At 60.5% G+C, this 17495-nt stretch carries 17 protein-coding genes, 4 tRNA genes and 1 pseudogene; 4 read left to right on the forward strand and 18 right to left on the reverse strand.

Annotated elements, in window-relative coordinates; genetic code table 11:
• Positions 1-17: 17 nt before the first annotated feature.
• Positions 18-425: a PA2817 family protein gene (locus tag HYI44_RS25740; RefSeq protein WP_225570854.1), complete on the forward strand. Its 408-nt coding sequence runs from the start codon at positions 18-20 to the stop codon at positions 423-425.
• A gap of 163 nt (positions 426-588) precedes the next feature.
• Here the strand turns inward: HYI44_RS25740 and HYI44_RS25745 are convergent, their stop codons facing one another.
• Positions 589-1575: a LysR family transcriptional regulator gene (locus tag HYI44_RS25745; protein WP_225570855.1), complete on the reverse strand. Its 987-nt coding sequence runs from the start codon at positions 1573-1575 to the stop codon at positions 589-591.
• An 88-nt stretch (positions 1576-1663) separates the two neighbouring features.
• Between HYI44_RS25745 and HYI44_RS25750 the strand changes: the two genes are divergently transcribed.
• Positions 1664-2290 (forward strand): alanyl-tRNA editing protein, encoded by a 627-nt coding sequence (locus HYI44_RS25750; protein ID WP_225570856.1) that lies wholly within the window; start codon positions 1664-1666, stop codon positions 2288-2290.
• Between the two features lie 173 nt (positions 2291-2463).
• Here HYI44_RS25750 and HYI44_RS25755 read toward each other — a convergent pair.
• The 4 genes from HYI44_RS25755 to HYI44_RS25770 form a co-directional block, all read right to left on the reverse strand.
• Positions 2464-2539: transfer RNA gene (locus HYI44_RS25755), tRNA-Gly, on the reverse strand.
• A gap of 3 nt (positions 2540-2542) precedes the next feature.
• A tRNA-Glu gene (locus tag HYI44_RS25760) sits at positions 2543-2618 on the reverse strand.
• Between the two features lie 104 nt (positions 2619-2722).
• Positions 2723-2798: transfer RNA gene (locus HYI44_RS25765), tRNA-Gly, on the reverse strand.
• Positions 2799-2800: 2 nt separating this feature from the next.
• Positions 2801-2876 (reverse strand) — tRNA-Glu (locus tag HYI44_RS25770).
• A gap of 394 nt (positions 2877-3270) precedes the next feature.
• Here HYI44_RS25770 and HYI44_RS25775 point away from each other — a divergent pair.
• Entirely contained in the window at positions 3271-4029 is a 759-nt protein-coding gene (locus tag HYI44_RS25775; RefSeq protein WP_045061751.1) for a hypothetical protein, read from the forward strand.
• Between the two features lie 107 nt (positions 4030-4136).
• Here HYI44_RS25775 and HYI44_RS29705 read toward each other — a convergent pair whose 3' ends face one another.
• The 3 genes and pseudogenes from HYI44_RS29705 to HYI44_RS25785 form a co-directional block, all read right to left on the reverse strand.
• Complete coding sequence (locus HYI44_RS29705) at positions 4137-4850, reverse strand: methyl-accepting chemotaxis protein (protein WP_412548513.1); 714 nt, start codon at positions 4848-4850, stop codon at positions 4137-4139.
• Positions 4836-6101, reverse strand: a pseudogene (locus tag HYI44_RS29710) (methyl-accepting chemotaxis protein); the annotation flags it as partial. The gene HYI44_RS29705 and the pseudogene HYI44_RS29710, both read right to left, overlap by 15 nt.
• A gap of 294 nt (positions 6102-6395) precedes the next feature.
• Positions 6396-7157: an SDR family oxidoreductase gene (locus HYI44_RS25785; RefSeq protein WP_122839112.1), complete on the reverse strand. Its 762-nt coding sequence runs from the start codon at positions 7155-7157 to the stop codon at positions 6396-6398.
• A 232-nt stretch (positions 7158-7389) separates the two neighbouring features.
• Between HYI44_RS25785 and HYI44_RS25790 the strand changes: the two genes are divergently transcribed.
• Positions 7390-8394 (forward strand): NADP-dependent oxidoreductase, encoded by a 1005-nt coding sequence (locus tag HYI44_RS25790; protein WP_122839111.1) that lies wholly within the window; start codon positions 7390-7392, stop codon positions 8392-8394.
• Between the two features lie 216 nt (positions 8395-8610).
• On the opposite strand, the gene pyrF is transcribed toward HYI44_RS25790, so the two are convergent.
• The 10 genes from pyrF to HYI44_RS25840 form a co-directional block, all read right to left on the reverse strand.
• Positions 8611-9309: an orotidine-5'-phosphate decarboxylase gene (gene pyrF, locus HYI44_RS25795; RefSeq protein ID WP_045061815.1), complete on the reverse strand. Its 699-nt coding sequence runs from the start codon at positions 9307-9309 to the stop codon at positions 8611-8613.
• Positions 9310-9423: 114 nt separating this feature from the next.
• Positions 9424-10476 carry an AI-2E family transporter gene (locus tag HYI44_RS25800; RefSeq protein WP_122839109.1) on the reverse strand — a complete coding sequence of 351 codons (1053 nt, stop codon included), beginning with the start codon at positions 10474-10476 and terminating at the stop codon, positions 9424-9426.
• Positions 10477-10536: 60 nt separating this feature from the next.
• Positions 10537-11343: a DUF4892 domain-containing protein gene (locus HYI44_RS25805; RefSeq protein WP_225570858.1), complete on the reverse strand. Its 807-nt coding sequence runs from the start codon at positions 11341-11343 to the stop codon at positions 10537-10539.
• Between the two features lie 136 nt (positions 11344-11479).
• Positions 11480-12334: an alpha/beta hydrolase gene (locus tag HYI44_RS25810; RefSeq protein ID WP_045061757.1), complete on the reverse strand. Its 855-nt coding sequence runs from the start codon at positions 12332-12334 to the stop codon at positions 11480-11482.
• Positions 12331-13137, reverse strand: a complete 807-nt coding sequence (locus HYI44_RS25815; RefSeq protein WP_122839107.1) for an alpha/beta fold hydrolase — start codon at positions 13135-13137, stop codon at positions 12331-12333. The genes HYI44_RS25810 and HYI44_RS25815 overlap by 4 nt, the downstream gene beginning before the upstream one ends.
• 162 nt (positions 13138-13299) lie before the next feature.
• On the reverse strand, positions 13300-13743 hold the full coding sequence (locus tag HYI44_RS25820) for a hotdog fold thioesterase (protein WP_045061759.1): 444 nt from the start codon (positions 13741-13743) through the stop codon (positions 13300-13302).
• Positions 13744-13775: 32 nt separating this feature from the next.
• Positions 13776-15443: an AMP-binding protein gene (locus HYI44_RS25825; protein ID WP_225570859.1), complete on the reverse strand. Its 1668-nt coding sequence runs from the start codon at positions 15441-15443 to the stop codon at positions 13776-13778.
• 176 nt (positions 15444-15619) lie between these two features.
• Entirely contained in the window at positions 15620-16072 is a 453-nt protein-coding gene (sixA, locus tag HYI44_RS25830) for a phosphohistidine phosphatase SixA (protein ID WP_045061761.1), read from the reverse strand.
• Positions 16069-16416 carry a DUF4389 domain-containing protein gene (locus HYI44_RS25835; protein ID WP_225570860.1) on the reverse strand — a complete coding sequence of 116 codons (348 nt, stop codon included), beginning with the start codon at positions 16414-16416 and terminating at the stop codon, positions 16069-16071. The genes sixA and HYI44_RS25835 overlap by 4 nt, the downstream gene beginning before the upstream one ends.
• Before the next feature lie 43 nt (positions 16417-16459).
• On the reverse strand, positions 16460-17485 hold the full coding sequence (locus tag HYI44_RS25840) for an NAD(P)H-dependent glycerol-3-phosphate dehydrogenase (protein WP_225570861.1): 1026 nt from the start codon (positions 17483-17485) through the stop codon (positions 16460-16462).
• Positions 17486-17495: the final 10 nt, after the last annotated feature.

Here is a 17495-nt window from a genome sequence, read left to right on the forward strand (position 1 = left end):
TCTTGAGGACTTATCTCGTGTCCAACATCGTTGCCGATCATCTCGTCCTGCTGGACCACTTGCGCAGCATCCTGGTCGCCGTGGGCGAGGCCGAGCAGGTTCCCGAAGAAAGCCATGCCTTGTTCCTGGAGCGTTTCGACGAACTGCGGGCATTGTTGCCAGTGGACCCGATTGAAAGCCAATACCTGGGCCAGGACATCCTCTGCCAGGTGATCACCCGCTACCCGCAAATCGCCCACCTGGTCCCGCGCGACCTGCTGTGGTATTTCGCCGGTGACTGCCTGCACTACATGCCTGACGACGAAATCGATTTGTACCAGGCGCTGGAAGAACGTCGCTTCGAAGCCGAACAGAACGATGAGCCGTTCGACTGGAATCAGGAGAAGCAACTGCTGTCGATGTCCAACGACGACAGCAAGCACTGATCCACGATCAGCAATACCAGAGGCCCGCACGGTGAACATGCGGGCCTTTTTCGTGGCAGCCGATGACGCCATCGCGGGCAAGCCTTGCTCCCACAGGAAAAACCGGACCATGGCGGGCTGACCTTGACCCCGTGGGAGCAAGGCTCGTCCGCGATGGAGCCTCTCAGGGCAAACCTTCACTTTCAGGCGTCTCATAGGCCGCCAACTCAGCTCCCCGACCAGGCTTGCCCAAGGTCGGCTCTTTCTCCAGGCACTCCACCAGATAATCGATAAACACGCGCAACTTCGGCGGCATGTACCGGGTTGGTGAATGCAGCAGCCAGGCACCACCATGGTAGGACGCCAGAAAGGTCCAGTCCGGCAACACCTGCACGATCACCCCCTGCTCCAACGCGTGACGTGCCGTGAAATAAGGCAGGCTGCCAATTCCGATATGCTGCAACACCGCCCCCAGGCGAACGCCGGTGTGATTGGCGGCATAACGCCCGCGCACACCGACCGTGATCGCCTTGGTGCCCTTTTTAAATTTCCAGCGCGCATCGCTTGGGGTTTCTCCCAGGTAGATGCAACTGTGGTTGAGCAAATCATGGGGATGCGTCGGTATGCCGTGTTCGGCCAGGTACTGAGGAGTGGCGCACAGCATATGATCGATCGTCAGCAGCTGGCGCCCCACCAGCCCGGCAGGTGGCCGATCAGTGATTCGAATGGCCAGGTCGACATGGTCATCGATCAGATCCACCTGCCGATCCTCCAGCAGCAACTCAACGTCCACCTTGGGAAAACGCCGCAAGAATTCCGGCATGTGCGGGTGAATCACAAACCGCCCCACCGCCTTGGGCACGCTCACCCGTATCAGCCCTTCTGCCTCATCCGTGAACTGGCCACTGATCTCCATGACCGACCTGGCGGCGCTGACCATTTCCTGGCAACGCTTGAACACCTCCTCGCCACCATCACTGAGCCGCAACTTGCGCGTGGTGCGTTGCAGCAAGCGAGTGGCCAGCGCTTTTTCCAGGCGCGAAATGCTGCGACTGACCGCAGACGGCGAGGAGCCGAGTTGACGAGCCGCTTCAGAGAAGCTGCCAGTCTCGACAACCTTGACGAAAATTGCCATTTCACCCAGCAGCGGCAACGGAAGATTTATGCTCACAGCGCAACAGTCCTTTGATGTTTGACCGGATTATCACGCTTTTCCCCGCTACCTATAATAAAAAACAGTATTTATCCGGATTCGGCACATGACGCTTCGCCTCTTTTTCCACAGTGATGACCTCAATGCCAACGTGGAAGTACTGGACTGCATGCCGCACGAGAACGAATTCGCCGTCGTGCTGCGGGCCACACTCTTTCACCCCCAGGGCGGTGGACAGCCTTTTGATACCGGCTGGATCGGCGAGAGCCAAGTGCTTCGTGTGGTCCAGGATCCCGACCGCATCATCCATTTTGTCGACCGCCCGATAACCCCGGGCATGACCCGGATTCGGATCGACGAGCAACGTCGCCAATTCAATACCCGCATGCATTCTGCCGGACATTTGATCGGCCACCTCGTCCAGGCCATGGGCTGGATGCCAGTCAAGGCGCATCACTGGCCAGGTGAAGGCCGGGTGCAATTCAAACCTGCCGAGTCCGCCCAAGAGGTCGACGTAAAGACTGTCCAGATCGGCCTCGATCAGTGGATTGCCGACGACCTGCCGCGCCTGACGTCGCTACGCGAAGGCGCACGGGAAATCAGCTTTGGCGAGCTCCCTGCCTATGGCTGCGGCGGCACTCATGTACGCAGCCTGAGGGAGTTGGGCACGGTCGCCATCGCCTCCGTCTCGTCGAAAAAAGGCGTGCTATCGGTTCACTACAGCGTGGACTGAGGCTGGGGCAGCCATTCACTTCTGGCGGTATTGCCGGTCACCTGATCCTTTGGATCTAAACAGCCACACACGCAAAAGGCCCGCTCAGTCTGACTGGCGGGCCTCTTCACTTCTCGGGAACAAATTCTGCACAAACAAAAACGCCGCTCAATGAGCGGCGTTTTCGTTAAATATGGAGCGGGAAACGAGACTCGAACTCGCGACCCCGACCTTGGCAAGGTCGTGCTCTACCAACTGAGCTATTCCCGCAAATGGCGTCCCCTAGGGGACTCGAACCCCTGTTACCGCCGTGAAAGGGCGGTGTCCTAGGCCACTAGACGAAGGGGACACGCTGCCCGGAACACATGGTGTGTGTTTCGGTGCCCAGAGCCGTATCCGAAGACTTGGTTCTGGTTTCACTCAGTGCTGCCCGAAAGCAACACTGTTTAAAAATGGAGCGGGAAACGAGACTCGAACTCGCGACCCCGACCTTGGCAAGGTCGTGCTCTACCAACTGAGCTATTCCCGCATTGGCGTCCCCTAGGGGACTCGAACCCCTGTTACCGCCGTGAAAGGGCGGTGTCCTAGGCCACTAGACGAAGGGGACACACGTACAACATTCACTCCCTACCGCGTTTCGCTGTGTGCTTTACGCTGTAAGTGGCGCGCATTCTATGGATGGATTGAGAGGTCGTCAACCCCCAGATATAAATTTATTTAAATCAATGACTTCGACCTGGATTCAGGCGCGTTTCGGGCTTTTCCGCCGCCCGGTGTCTGACGCCTATATTCTGACGCCTGCCAAGACGTTATAGTCGATCCGGGCCACAGATGATGGCCATATGCACCCAGTACAGAGATTACTTATATAAGGCGCATGACGGCCGATACAGGCTGGACACTGTCCGATTCAACCCGTCGTGCGGCGCTATGCGCTCCAATGCCAAGCCACTACACTCGCTCGCGAATCCCATAAAGAGGTCTTACCGGTGACTCCACTCATGATCACCCTGCTCGTCGTAGCCGGGATCGCGCTATTGATCGTCATTGGCTACATGAACAATGTGGTGGAAAACAACAAGCTGGAGAAGGCCCGCACCAAGGTTGAGCTCAACGACCGCCTGCGTCGTTGCGGTGAGATCACCGAGACGTTCCCTGGGCAGTTGATGACACCGGCACTCAAGCTGCTGTTGACGCGCCTGGAGCTCAATGTCTGCCAGCGCCTGCTCAACCTGGAAAAATCCAATGCCGGGCTCAAGGCCCGGATTGCCGAGCTGACGGCGCTGGTCGCGCAAGGGGAATCGATTCCGGTCAATAACCCGCCGGCGCCGATCCAGACTGAGGCCAAAGCCAAGGACGTACGTTTCCTGCTTGAGGCCCTGCACGGTCAAATTACCCGCGCAGCCCAGGACGGTTTCCTGCCCACCAACGAAGCCAAGCGCTGGATCCGTGAAGTTCGCCATATCCTGGTGCTGCTGCACATCGAGTTTTTCAACAATCTGGGCCAGCACTCGCTGCAGCAAAATCAACCTGGCCAGGCGCGACTGGCTTTCGAGCGCGGCGTTCAATACCTTCGCAAACAGCAGGAACCGCAGGTTTACGCCGAACAGCTGCAGTATCTGGAGAAACTCCTGGCTCGTGCCAATGCCCAGGTGATGGACAAGACTGCGCCTGCCGAAGACGAAGTGAACCAGTTGACCGAAGGCCTCAAGGACGTCGAAGCCGATGCGGACTGGAAGAAAAAAGTCATCTACGACTGATCGACCTGTGCAGGGGCGAGCTTGCTCGCTAAAAACGTCTGAGCGCTGCGGGGTGTCTGAATCCCCGAGTCATCGTTGACGACCATCGCGAGCTCGCTCCTACAGAGTCAGAGCCTGAAATGCCCCACCATCCCCTTCAGTTCAATCCCCAACTGCGCCAGCTCGATACTGGAAGCGGCATTGCCCTGCATCGCCAGCGAAGACTGGTCGGCACTGGCACGGATGCTCGTTACGCTTCTATTGATTTCCTCGGCCACCGAGCTCTGTTCCTCGGCGGCTGCAGCAATTTGCTGGTTCATCTGCTGAATCAATGACACGGCAGCCGCGATGCTGCCCAAGGCACTTTCGGTCTGCAGTGCATCGCTCACCGCCAGCTTGACCAGCTCCCCGCTGTTCTGGATCTGTTGCACCGATGAGTGCGCCGCAGAACGCAAGGCGCTTACCAGGCGTTCTATTTCCTCGGTCGATTGCTGGGTGCGCTTGGCCAGGGCTCGAACTTCATCTGCAACCACTGCGAAGCCCCTGCCCTGCTCTCCGGCGCGCGCGGCTTCAATCGCCGCGTTCAGCGCCAGCAGATTGGTCTGCTCGGCCACGCTCTTGATGACGCCGAGCACCGTGCCGATGTTCTGGATCTCGGCGCTCAGGCTTTCAATGCTTGAACTGGCCGAGGTCGCTGAATCCGCCAGCAGCTCGATCCGGGCCATGCTCTGGCGCACCACTTGCTGTCCGCTTTCGACCTTGCTGTCCGCCGTCTGCGCCGCTTGAGCGGCCTCCTCTGCATTACGCGCGACGTCATGCACGGTGGCGGTCATCTGGTTCATTGCGGTGGCCACCTGCTCGGTTTCCTCCTTCTGGCTACTGACCTCAAGATTGGTCTGCTCGGTGCCTGCCGATAACGACTGCGCCGAACTGGCCAACTGTTCGATGCCGGCCTGCAAGCCACTGACGATGGTGCTTAGCCCGGTCCCCATCTGCTGCATGGCGTGCATCAGTTGACCGATTTCGTCGCGCCGGGTCACCTCGACCGTCGCACTCAGATCCCCCGATGCAATTCGCTGGGCGACCTGGATCACACTGCGCAGAGGCGCCACGATCAGGCGGGTGATCACCCACGCGGCAATCAGGCCGGCCAGGAGTGCCAGCACAGAGGAACCGATGATCAGCAATGCATTCTTTTTCAGCTCTGCCTGCATGGACTGATCTTCGGCGACATAGGCCTGGTCCACTCGATCCACCACGTGGGCGGCACGCTGGTGCAACTGCGCATAGACGGTCTTTTCCTGAGCCAGCAGCCCGGTGTACTCCGCGAGTTTTTCGCTGAAACCGGCAATGTGGCCAGTCACTTCGTTGAGCACCGTCTTGTAGCCGTCATCCAGGACCGTGGATTTGAGCTGCTCAGCCTGGGCCAGCGCCTGGTCAGCCTGCTCGATCTTGCCCTGGCCGGCGCCGTCATCACCCTTGCGACTCAAGTCCAGGCGTACACGTGCCTCGTTCATCGCCTGCAGCATCAACCGCGAGACCTGACTGACCTGACCGGCCTGTTCGATGAATTGCGCGCCATCCTTGCCCTGGGACTCTTTCAGGGTGTAAGCCCCATCATCGGCGAGCCCGGCCTGCAAAACATCGAGGTTGTTGGCAACGCTTGAGACTGACCAATTGGCCATTTCCAAGGCCAGGTCCTTGGTCTGGCTGAGCGAGACGAACTCGTCGAAGGCTTTTCTATAAGCCGCCAGCGATTGCTCCACGTCATTCATGACCGGCACATTCGCTGCAGAGGCCTGCTTGAGCCCGGTCGCCAGGGCAATCAGCTCGTCGACCCCGGCGTGCAAGGCCTCGACGGTTTTAGCGTCGCCCCGCAAGGCGTACTCCTGCTCGAGCAAGCGGACCTTGAGCAGGCCGCTATTAAGCGAGGACATCTGTTTGAGATCATTGAAGCGCTGGCTGATGGCCTGCAATGACCATACGCCGATTGCCGCGATAAGCGCCGTCAACAACAGTACCAAGGCAAACCCCACACCCATTTTTTTTGCCATACCGAGGTTGGCAAAACGTCCTTGCACGGCCGATTTCATTGCACTGGGTCCCCTGATCGAGTCTATTCAAGCAGATTCGCAACGGGCACAAGGCAACACAAGACTCTGGCGTCGGAATAATGGCAAAAAGCTACGCACCCGTCGTTTTCAGAACGCTGGAGGTCGATCCGGCGAAGTCGCCATGAAGAAGCGGCGAGCCTGCGGATCACACGCATGGAAAGTGGCTGGATCTTACTTGGGTGACACAGTAAAAGATCGCAGCCTCGTTGCACTCGACAGCGCCTACACAGCGTCCTAAGCAGGGTCTGCGCAGGCTTGTGCGAAGCGGGCGGGTTAGAAGGCCGTTACGCCGCCGTCCACTGCCAAGGAGTGCCCGGTGGTGAAAGCGGCGCCGTCGCTGCACAGGTACAACACCGCACTGGCGATCTCCTCCACTTTGCCGATGCGACCGACCGGGTGCATCGCGTTGGCGAACTCGCCCTTCTTCGGATCCGCCTCATAAGCGCGGCGGAACATGTCGGTGTCGATCACCGCAGGGCACACGGCATTGACCCGGATTTTCTTTTTCGCATACTCGATCGCAGCCGACTTGGTCAGGCCGATCACTGCGTGCTTGGACGCCGCATAGATGCTCATCTTCGGCGCAGCGCCCAGGCCCGCCACCGAAGCCGTGTTGACGATGGCGCCACCGCCCTGGGCCAGCAGCAGAGGCAGCTGATACTTCATGCACAGCCATACGCCTTTGACGTTGACCCCCATGATGGCGTCGAACTCGTCAAGCGTGCCGTCCGCCAGCTTGCCCTTCTCGATTTCAATGCCGGCGTTGTTGAAGGCATAGTCCAGGCGCCCGTAGGTATTCACCACCTCGTCCATCAGGTGTTTCACTTCGCTTTCCTGAGTGACGTCGCAGCGCACGAAGGTCGCTTCGCCGCCCAGAGTACGAATCAGCGCCACGGTACCTTCGCCGCTTGCCGTGTCCAGGTCGGCGACCACCACTTTCAAGCCTTCAGCGGCGAATGCCTGGGCAGTCGCGCGGCCGATACCATTACCGGCGCCCGTCACTACTGCTACCTGACCAGAAAACGTCATGCTCATTGTCATGTCCTCGAAGAAAGCCGGGAAAGTGCGTGCACCCAGTCTAGACACAGGTGCCTGCAGCACGTCAGCACTATCAAGAGGCCGGTTGGCTGCCCATGAGTAGCAGTGATGAAACCGCCCAAGCGACTATCACTGCTCTGGATCGAACTGCATTCGCCGTATCAGCGAGACTTGCGGCCTGGGTCATGAAGGGCTATCAACAAGGCTTCATCCCTCTTGAGCGCCTGTCATGACTACCCAGACCAATCGCCAGTTCCTGCTCGCCAAACGTCCGGTGGGCCCGGCGACCCGCGAAACCTTCACCTATCAGCAAGTACCGGTTGGTGAACCGGGCGCAGGACAGATCCTGGTCAAAAACGAATACCTGTCCCTGGACCCGGCCATGCGTGGCTGGATGAACGAGGGCAAGTCCTACATTCCTCCGGTCGGTATCGGCGAAGTCATGCGTGCATTGGGCGTGGGCAAAGTCGTTGCGTCGAACAATCCCGGTTTTGCCGTCGGCGACTACGTCAACGGTGCCCTTGGCGTGCAGGATTATTTCCTCGGCGAGCCAAGGGGTTTTTATAAGGTCGATCCGAAACTGGCCCCGCTGCCACGCTACTTGTCAGCGCTGGGCATGACGGGCATGACCGCTTACTTCGCCTTGCTCGACGTCGGCGCGCCAAAAGAAGGCGACACCGTGGTGCTGTCGGGCGCCGCTGGCGCTGTGGGCAGCATTGCCGGGCAGATCGCCAAGCTCAAGGGGTGTCGTGTGATCGGCATCGCAGGTGGCGCGGACAAGTGCAAGTTCCTGATCGAGGAACTGGGTTTCGACGGCGCTATCGACTACAAGAACGAAGATGTGCACGCCGGCCTGAAGCGTGAATGCCCCAAAGGGGTCGACGTCTATTTCGATAATGTCGGCGGCGATATTCTCGATGCAGTGCTGAGCCGCTTGGCGATGAAAGCGCGAGTGGTTATCTGCGGCGCCATTAGCCAGTACAACAACAAGGAGGCGGTCAAGGGACCCGCCAATTACCTGTCGCTATTGGTCAACCGCGCTCGCATGGAAGGCTTTGTGGTGATGGACTACGCGGCGCAGTTCGCCGCCGCCGGGCAGGAAATGGCGGGCTGGATGGCCAAGGGACAACTCAAGAGCAAGGAAGATATCGTCGAAGGGCTGGAGACGTTCCCGGAGACGCTGATGAAGTTGTTCAGCGGGGAGAACTTTGGCAAGTTGGTGCTGAAGGTGTAACGCTGTCACGGACTGAATCAAAACCCTGTGGGAGCGGGCTTGTGGGAGCAAGGCTTGCCCGCGATTGAGGCGCCGCGGCCCATAGGCTCGACCGCGTCATCGTTCATCGCGGGCAAGCCTTGCTCCCACAGAGGTGGATTACGCCAGCTCGGCTACCACGGCGGCCAACGCCTTGGCTGGATCAGCCGCCTGGCTGATTGGACGGCCGNAGGTGGATTACGCCAGCTCGGCTACCACGGCGGCCAACGCCTTGGCTGGATCAGCCGCCTGGCTGATTGGACGGCCGATCACCAGGTAATCCGAACCGGCATCCAGCGCCTGCCGCGGGGTCAGGATGCGGCGTTGATCGTCCTGGGCGCTGCCGGCCGGACGAATACCTGGGGTCACCAGTTGCAACGACGGGTGAGCCGATTTCAGGGCCTGGGCTTCCAGCGCCGAGCACACCAGGCCATCCATTCCGGCTTTTTGCGCCAATGCAGCCAGGCGCAGTACCTGCTCCTGCGGTTCGATGTCCAGGCCGATACCTGCCAGATCCTCACGCTCCATGCTGGTCAGCACGGTCACGCCGATCAACAGCGGCTTTGGCCCCGTGCGCTGGTCGAGCACTTCGCGACACGCAGCCATCATGCGCAGGCCACCGGAGCAGTGCACGTTGACCATCCACACGCCCATTTCCGCAGCGGCTTTCACCGCCATGGCGGTGGTGTTGGGGATGTCATGGAACTTGAGGTCGAGGAATACTTCGAAACCCTTGTCGCGCAGGGTGCCGACAATTTCCGACGCACAGCTGGTGAACAGCTCCTTGCCCACTTTGACCCGGCAGAGAGTCGGGTCCAGTTGATCGGCCAGCTTCAGTGCGGCGTCACGGGTGGGGAAATCCAGGGCGACGATGATAGGAGTCTGGCAGACGGACATGGGCGGGCTCTCAGGCAGGACGAAATCGGCGCGCATTGTAGCGGAACCAGCGGCGCTGCGGGACCCGATGATCGGTAAATCGTCCCGACAGCTCAGGCAATACCAGCTTTTCCCTCAGCGCCGCTCTTCTATGCGGGCGTGACTCTTGCTCCAGTCCGTCAACAAGCTATAGGCCACGGCCAGCAACGTGGGGCCGATGAACAAGCCAATGAAGCCGAATGCGATCAGGCCGCCAAATACGCCCAGCAACACAATCACCAGCGGCAGGTTGCCGCCGCGGCTGATCAGGTAGGGTTTGAGCACGTTGTCGACGCCGCTGATGATGAATGTGCCCCAGATCCCCAGGAACACCGCCATCCCGTAATCACCTTTCCACGCCAGCCACGCCGTCGCCGGAATCCACACCAGTGGCGGGCCCATGGGAATCAGGCTGAGCAGGAAGGTCACGATACCGAGCACCAGGGCCCCGGGAACGCCGGCAATCAGGAACCCGACCAACGCCAGCAACGCCTGCGCCGCTGCCGTGCCGATCACTCCGTTGACCACCCGCTGTACCGTACCGGCCACCAGCTCGATGTAATAGCCGGCGCGATCGCCGATCAATCGTTCGAGCAAGCCATGGACGAAGGCCGCCAGGCGCGGGCCGTCGCGATAGAAAAAGAATACAAAGACGATGCTCAAGGTCAGTTCGAGGATACCGCCGCCGATCTGCGCACTGCGGGCCAGCAGCCAGTTGCCGACCTGCCCCAGGTACGGCTTGACCGCCACCATCATCGCTGCGCCCTGCTGGTCGATGCTGTCCCAGATCCCCACCAGCCGCTCGCCAATCAGCGGAATCGAACCAAGCCAGGTCGGTGCCTCGGGCAGGCCGTCGACCTGCACGTCCTTGATGAACGCCGTGGCATCGCGCACGTGATCGGCCAGGTTGAACCCCAGCCATACCAGGGGCACCGCTACCAGCAACATCCAGCCCAGAGTCAGCACGGCGGCGGCCAGGGATTCGCGACCGTTCAGCCAGCGAGTCAGCAGTCGCATCAGTGGCCAACTGGCAAATGCCAGCACCGCCCCCCAGAACAACGCCGACCAGAACGGCGCCATCACCCATAAGCTCGCGCCAAACAGCACCAGGAGCAGGATCTGCACCAACAGCCGATCATTGTTGATCATGTAGGTCTCGTCAGTCAGGAAAGAGTCGGCGAGCGCGCATCGGCGCTCGCCTGATGAAGCTTATCGCAATAGTTCGATGTGCAGGCCAGAGCCTTCGTTGCTGCCGGTTTCCATCCTTGCCGCGCGCACGCCCTGCTTTACCAGCGCCTGACGCCAGGCTTCGGCGTTCGCCCCGGAGACACTGACGCGCAGGCCGGTATCCAGGTTCAAGCCACGCGACAGCAAGCGCAACCAGGTCTCGTCGGGGGCGCCGGACAACTTCGCAAAGTCGAGTTCGCCCGTACTTTTAAGCTGTCGCAGCAAGGTGGCGGAGGTCGGCAGCAATTCGCCCAGTGGCGCGGCGGCGTCAAACTGCTCGGCATGCAGGTACGCTTTACGATTGCCCCTGGTGATGCTGTAGAGCGCTACCAGGGTATTGTCCCGGGGCGCCGCCAGACGCAACAGCAGATAGGCCTGTTGATCATCGGCCCCGTACAGTTTTGCGTTGCCAAACACCTCATTGGCCCACAGGCTGCTCTCCCCGCAGTCACGCGCCTGGCACCAGAACAACAACTCGGCGCCCTGCTTCTGCAAGGCCTCACGGGCCGCGGTAAAAGCGTCAGTGGAAGAGTGTTCCGGGGGCAGTTCGTAGGTGACGGAAGTGATCTGCCCACGCGCCGTGACCTGTCCGTCAAAGCGCAACTGCCCGCTGATCTTGCGGATCGACCCCAGCGGATAGATCCGTTCCATTTCCACAGCGGGGCGATAGTCGACGATTTGCGCATCGCCCATCCGCGGCAGCATCGGCAGGTCCTGGCTACCGGGCAAGTCGGCAGCAAACGACTGGGCACTGAAACAGCACAGCGCGACAAAACTGAGTGAGCGCATGGAAAGACTCATCGGATCGGCATGCCCTGGGCACGCGGGACGACCTGTTGGTCATTCGGGGTCGCTGCGGTGTAGAGATCTTTCATGGTTGTCTCCCATTTCAAGCCGCCCAGCCTCGACAGTTGCCAGGCGCAAGTCAAGGAACGGTGAAGAACCGATTGAAACAGTCTGCGACAAGATCCGCGCCAGCCTCATCATTCAGGTGCAGATGATGGCCACCTGGCAGTTGTTCCCGGCTGAAGGGTAGACGTTCCAGCAACGCCTCGTGTCTGGCGAGCATGCCATCGGCGGCGACCACCAGTTTGGCTCGGCAGCTGACCCGCTGCACAAAGGTCATCGCCTGTTCCGTGGTCAGGCGCAGGGGCGAAGGCAGCGTCAGGCGGTTGTCGGTGCGCCAGGTATAACCGCCCGGCACCGGCATCAGCCCGCGCTGAGCCAGCAACTCGGCGGCTTCGCGACTTACCGCTACCAGGCCTTTCATCCGCGCTTCGATGGCCCGGTCGAGCGTGGCATACACCGGCTTGCGCTTCTCCCGCAGGTCCAGTTGCGCCTGCAAGGCCATCCCCATCCGCTGCGCGGCATTTTCCGCATCGTCCGTAGGAGGAATGATGCCGTCGATCAGCGCCAGGTGCGTGACGCGTTCCGGCAGTGAACCGGCGATGATCAATGAAGCAATCGCCCCCATCGAATGGCCCAGCAGCGCAAAGCGTTGCAAACCCAGTTGCTCGGCCACTTGCAGTACATCGTGGGCATAGTCCCACATCGCGTAGCCGGCACCGGCGGGCCGGTGTCCGGAATGACCGTGCCCGGCCATGTCCAGGGCAATGATACGCAGGCCATGGAGTCTGGGCGCCAGCCGGGCAAAACTGTTGGCGTTGTCCAGCCAGCCGTGCAAGGCGATCACGGGCAGCCCGTCCTCAGGCCCGAACAAGTGTGCCGCCAATTCGATGTGCGGCAGGTTCAGGCGAATTTCTTCCACGGCATGGCTCATGCGCAATCCTGCTTGGGACGAGCTTGCCAGCGGCTGAACAGGTTCTTCAGCAGCGTGGCGGTATCCTGGGGACGCTCGAGCGGAAACATGTGGCCGCCGGGCATGGTCAGGGACTCACCCAGCGGCATGCGACCCACGGCACTGGCGTGATGGCGCATGACCACCCGGCTCTTGTGCCCGCGAACCACCGCCAGCGGCACTTTCAACTGCCGCGCCCGGCCAGGACTGGTATGGGGCACGCCCCGATAGATACTGATTTCCGTGGCAGGATCGAAGCGCAATCGCAAGGTGTCGCCAACCTGATGCAATCCGTGAAGCAGGTAGGCATCCAGGCACTCCGGATCAAAGCTGCGAAACAGGCTTTTGCCAGCAAAATAGCGGCGGGCGCTGTCCATGTCGCGGAATTCTTCGCGCCGGCCCAGGGTGCGGCCGGCCGGCGTCAGGCGATCGATGAAGCCAAAGCGCTTGGCGGCGCGAATCACCCATTGATCGGCACGAGTCAACACCGGCGAATCAAGCATCACCACCCCGCGATACAACTCCGGGCAGCGCAACGCGGCATGCAGGTGCAGCACGCCGCCGAAGGAATGGCCGACGCCCCACACCGGCTCCGGCTGCTGTTGCAGGTGATGGATCAGTTCATCCACGAGGTTGTACCAGTTGTCGTCCGCCGGAAAGCGCGGATCGTGGGCGTGCTGCTCCAGATGCGTGACCTGAAACTCAGGCGCCAGCGCCGCAAACAATTTGCCATAGGTTCCGGAGGGGAAACCGTTGGCGTGGGCGAAGAATATCTGTTGCGGCATACCGGCAAATCCATGAGCGAGAACATGGGGGTGATTGTCCGTAAGACGGTGGGTTACGGCAATGACCATAACGGTCAGGAATGGTGGTAGGAGATATCGCAGAGATTAAAAGATCGTCCGAAAGCTCGGGCCGCGTTCGAACGATTTTTTGACTTTAAAACCTCAGCGCGCCGGAGGATTCTCGCCCAGCGGCACCACGGCCATGGTCAGGCGCGACACGCAACTGGCCTTGCCCTCGTCACTGGTCAGGCGGATATCCCAGACGTGGGTGGTACGGCCGATGTGAATCGCCCTGGCCACTGCCGTCACCCGGCCACTGCGCAGGCCACGCAGGTGGTTGGCATTGATCTCCAGGCCCACGCAGTAGAACTTGCTGGCGTCGATGCACAGGTAACTGGCCATCGACCCCACGGACTCCGCCAGCACCACCGAGGCGCCGCCATGCAGCAGGCCATAGGGCTGGTGAGTGCGATGGTCGATGACCATGCTCGCGGTCAGGGACTCGTCGTCGAACGCTTCGAAGCGAATATCCAGCACCTCGCCAATGGTGTTTTTCTGGATAGCGTTCAACTGCTCAATGTTCGGGGTGGTGCGCCACAGGCTCATCGCTGACATCCTTTGTTGGTTTTGTTCGTCACTCAATCCTGCCACAGCACGGTCTCGTTGCGCTCGCTCCATTCCTCGAACCGCCCACCGTAAGCCGCTTCGATCACATTGCGCTTGATCTTCAGGGTCGGCGTGAGGAACCCGTTCTCCACTGCCCAGCTGTCCCTGACCACCACCAGGCGGCGCAAGCGTTCATGTTTATCCAGGGCACCATTGACCTCCTCCAGGAGTTTTTCCAGGCTCGCATGCAGGCCCGCGCGGCCAGTGCCCCCGGCGTCCTGCTGGCCAACGGCGGACAGCACGCACAAGCCCAGCGGCGCGCTCAAGCCATCGCCCACCACGCACACCTGCTCGATGCGCGAGTGCACCGCCAGGCGATTTTCGATGGGCGCCGGGGCCACGTATTTGCCTTTGCTGGTCTTGAAGATTTCCTTCAGGCGTCCGGTCAGGCGCAGGTTGCCCTCGGCGTCTTCTTCACCTTTGTCCCCGGTACGCAGAAAGCCGTCGGCGGTGAGGGTGTCGGCGGTTTTGTCCGGTTCCTTGAAGTAACCGAGCATGGTCGCGCCGCTGCGTACCAGCACTTCTCCGGAAGGCTCGATACGTACCTCGACATCGGGGCAGGGTTTGCCGATCCAGCCGGGTTTCTGCTGGCCGGGCAGGCAGATATGCGAGTAACCACAGCTTTCGGTCATGCCGTAGACCTCCAGCACATCCAGCCCGAGTTTGCGGTACCACAGCAGCAACGTCTGCGGCACCGGAGCTGCGCCGGATAACGCGACACGCAACGCGTCCAGGCCAAGCCCGGCGAGCACTCTGTGCCCCACGCGTTTGCCAATGATTGGCAAGCCAAGCAGGAAATCCAGGCGCTTTGCCGGAATCTTGCTGTAGACGCCCATCTGGAATTTGGTCCAGATCCTGGGCACCCCAAACAAGGCCGTGGGCCGGGCGCGTTGCAGGTCGGTGAGGAAGGTGTCCAGGCTCTCGGCAAAGAACACCGTTTGCCCGGTGTAGATCGACGCCAGTTCAACGAACATCCGCTCGGCCACGTGACACAGCGGCAAATAGGACAGCAGGCGGTCCGACTCGTTGAGGCCGAACAACTGCGTGCCGCGGCTCGTGGCGAAACCCAGATTGGCGAAACTGTGCATCACGCCTTTGGGCATGCCGGTGGTGCCGGAGGTGTAGATGATGGTCGCCAGTTCGTCGGCGGCAGGTTTGGGATCGTCCTGTATGGGAGAACTGGCCTGCAGGTCGGCCCAGCTGAAATTGAAAGTACCCGGAGGATGCAGTGGCAGGCTGATGGTCGGCAGATCGGCGGCAACGCCCCGGGACATGCCTGGCCAGTCGTCGAGCTTGCCAATGAAGGCCAGCGCCGCTTCGGAATGCTCGAGCACCTGGCTCACCGATTCGGCAGTCAGATTGGGGTAGAGCGGAACAGACACATGGCCGGCCATCCAGATCGCCAGGTCGGCAATGATCCAGTGCGCACAGTTTTTCGAGATCAGGGCGATGTGGCTGCCTTGGGGCAATTCCCGCGCTCGCAGCCAGTGGGCAGCGCAGCGTGCCTGATGACCAACGTCGGCCCAGGTCAGCGTTTCGATCTGTCCACCGCCCGTGGGTTGCACCAGATAACGCTGGCGGGGATGGCGGGCTTCACGCTCGTAGAAGACATCCAGAGGCAATCGAAAAGCGCCATGCATGCGACTCGCTCCTTTTATTGGTCTGGAGCAAGCGTAGTCAACCAAGCGATTGCTTGGTTGGATATTTTGTTGCCGTATGAACAAGGCCTGCACGCGATGGGGTCGCCTCGGTGGCCGGTTGTGCATCGGTGAACTCATCGCGGGCAAGCCTTGCTCCCACAGCGATCGCTGAACAATCAAGGATGCTTGATGCTGTTGAGCTTCATCGCCCCCGCGAGCGGTAAATCGCCCTCCAGCTCCGCCAGTCCGGCCGTAGACACTCGTTCCGGATCCTGCACATGGCCATGCTGCAGATACCCGAGCAGATTGCCCACCAGCGGGTTATGACTCACCAGCAGCGCATAATCGACAGATACCAGCTGCTCCGCCACGGCTTGTGGGCGGGAATCGGGAGTGAGCCAATCAACCGTGCGAATATCCGGCTTGAAACCCAAGGCTTCACGCACCAGTTCTGCCGTCTGCTGCGCACGCTTGAAAGGACTGGCGTAGATCGCCGTCAACGGCTCGCTGATCAGTAAAGCAGCACTGCGCAACACTTCGGCGCGGCCACTGGCCGTCAATTCCCGCTCGGAATCAGGACGTGTGCCGTGCGGCTCAGCCTCACCATGGCGCAATACCCAGAGTTTCATAGTTTCGGTTCCTCATCTCGGGCCGGATGCGGTGCTGGCGGCACTGCGTGCGGCGCTTCACCTTCAGGTGTGCGCGGCGTCGGCCAGTCGGCGAAAGGCCAGGGCTTCTGGTCACTGTGAAAGCTGCCGAAGCGACCGATCTGCGCCAGGAACTGGCTCAGGCTGTCGCCGAAATTCATCAGGCTGGAGCTCGGGGCACCGTAGATCAAACGATAGATCAACTGTACCAGCACCACTGCGCCAAGGATGAATTGCGCGACTTGCCAGACCAGCACGTAAACGATCATCCACAGCACGCGCAGCAGAATGGACTCGTATTTGGCTTCTTCTTTCGGTTCGTTCATTTCTCGCTCCCTGATTCAATAGATTGGACGTGCGTAGATAAATTCAGTTGAAACCACTGGTAGAAATGAAGTCGACGTCGGTTTTCGGTTCGCCGCGCATCAACAGCCCGATCACCTGCTCAAGCGTGCGCCCTTCAAACAGTATCGCGTGCAGTCCGGCGACCAGCGGCATATATACACCCACTTCCTGAGACTTGACCTTGAGCACCTTGAGCGTATTCACGCCTTCGGCGACCTCGCCCAGGCGCGTCACCGCGTCTTCCAGGCTCAAGCCCTGGCCAAGGGCAAAACCCACCTGGTAATTTCGGCTTTTGGGCGATGAACAGGTAACAATCAAGTCGCCAACGCCGGCCAACCCCAGGAACGTCATCGGGTTGGCACCCTGGTTCACTGCAAAGCGGGTCATTTCCGCCAATGCCCGGGTGATGAGCATGCTCTTGGTGTTTTCACCCATGCCCAGTGCCGCCGCCATGCCAGCGATGATCGCATAGACGTTTTTCAACGCCCCGCCCAATTCCACGCCGTAGCGGTCGGCACTGGCATAAACGCGGAAGGTGCGGCCATGCAACGCCTCCTGCACGCGCTGGCACAGCGCTTCGTCTTCACTGGCGACCACTGTGGCGGTCAGCGCATGCTCGGCAATCTCCCGGGCGAGGTTGGGCCCGGAGATCACGCCAATGCGGGCCTGCGGGGCGATTTCCTCAAGGATCTGGCTCATCAACTTGAAGGTGTGGGCTTCGATGCCTTTGGTCAGGCTCACCAGCAACTTGCCGCTCAAACGTTCGGCATGCGGCATCAGCACCGCGCGCAACGCGCTGGAGGGCAGCGCGACGAAACACAGGTCGCAGGCGTCCAGCGTGGCCTGCAGGTCGGTGACCGGCTCCACTGCTGGCAAAATCTTGATGCCCTTGAGGTAACGCGGGTTCTCACGATTGACCCGGATAGCCTCGGCCTGCTCCGGATCTCGCATCCACTGTCGGACCTGATGCCCGTTTTCAGCCAGGAGATTGGCCACGGCGGTACCAAAACTTCCGCCTCCCAGGACCGCGATTGGGCGCTGTTCAGTCATATGCAATCCG

Source organism: Pseudomonas sp. Y24-6, from assembly GCF_020295325.1.
GTDB classification, from domain to species: domain Bacteria; phylum Pseudomonadota; class Gammaproteobacteria; order Pseudomonadales; family Pseudomonadaceae; genus Aquipseudomonas; species Aquipseudomonas gregormendelii.